The sequence below is a fragment of the Ruegeria sp. N8 genome (genome assembly GCF_056531325.1).
In genome coordinates this window covers 1-845 of sequence record NZ_JBQFLQ010000032.1, presented here as the reverse complement: position 1 = coordinate 845, position 845 = coordinate 1, and the positions used below count along the sequence as shown (strand labels likewise).

At 55.1% G+C, this 845-nt stretch carries 1 protein-coding gene; it reads left to right on the top strand.

Annotation, left to right across the window (positions count from 1 at the left end):
• Positions 1-64: 64 nt before the first annotated feature.
• Positions 65-822, top strand: a protein-coding gene (locus tag ACR0C5_RS19690; protein ID WP_480878638.1) for an IS5 family transposase whose coding sequence is annotated in 2 segments (ribosomal slippage) — positions 65-389 and positions 389-822 — 759 coding nt in all. Because the reading frame shifts where the segments join, the coding sequence is not laid out codon by codon here.
• Positions 823-845 lie beyond the last annotated feature (23 nt).

Below are 845 nucleotides of genomic sequence, written 5' to 3'. Positions count from 1 at the left end.
TAGGGTCAGGACCCATTGATTTCCGTTCTTCGGCATGATTCACCGTTCGAAAATGAGCGGTGACATGTCTGACCTTTTCTGGCTGAGCGATGCGCAGATGGCGCGTCTGGAGCCCTATTTCCCCAAGTCCCACGGCAAACCTCGTGTCGATGATCGGCGTGTGTTGAGTGGGATTATCTTCATCAACCGCAATGGTTTACGGTGGCGGGATGCGCCCAAGGAATACGGGCCGCACAAAACCCTGTACAACCGTTGGAAACGATGGAGCGACAAAGGCATCTTTGCCCAGATTATGGTCGGTCTGGCCGCTGAGCATGGCGAAGAGAAGACGATCATGATCGACGCCACCTATCTGAAAGCCCACCGCACAGCGTCCAGTTTGGGCGTTAAAAAGGGGGACGCGGTCGCCTGATTGGCAGAACCAAAGGCGGTATGAATACCAAGTTGCACGCCATCTGTGACAGTAAAGGCCGCCCACTGAACCTGTTTGTAACCGCTGGACAGGTGAGCGATTACATCGGGGCAAAAGCCCTTTTGAGCAGCCTGCCCAATGTCGACTGGCTGCTCGGAGATCGAGGTTACGACGCCGATTGGTTCAGAGAAGCCCTGAAAGACAAAGGGATACGCGCATGTGTCCCTGGCCGGAAGCAACGCAAGGCCACCGTCAAATATGACAAACGCCGCTACAAACGACGCAATCGGATCGAGATTATGTTCGGCAGGCTCAAGGATTGGCGGCGTGTGGCAACCCGATATGACAGGTGCCCAAAGGTATTCCTCTCCGCCATCGCTCTCGCCGCCACGGTCATCTTCTGGCTATGAAACAAGAACGAGTCCTGACCCTA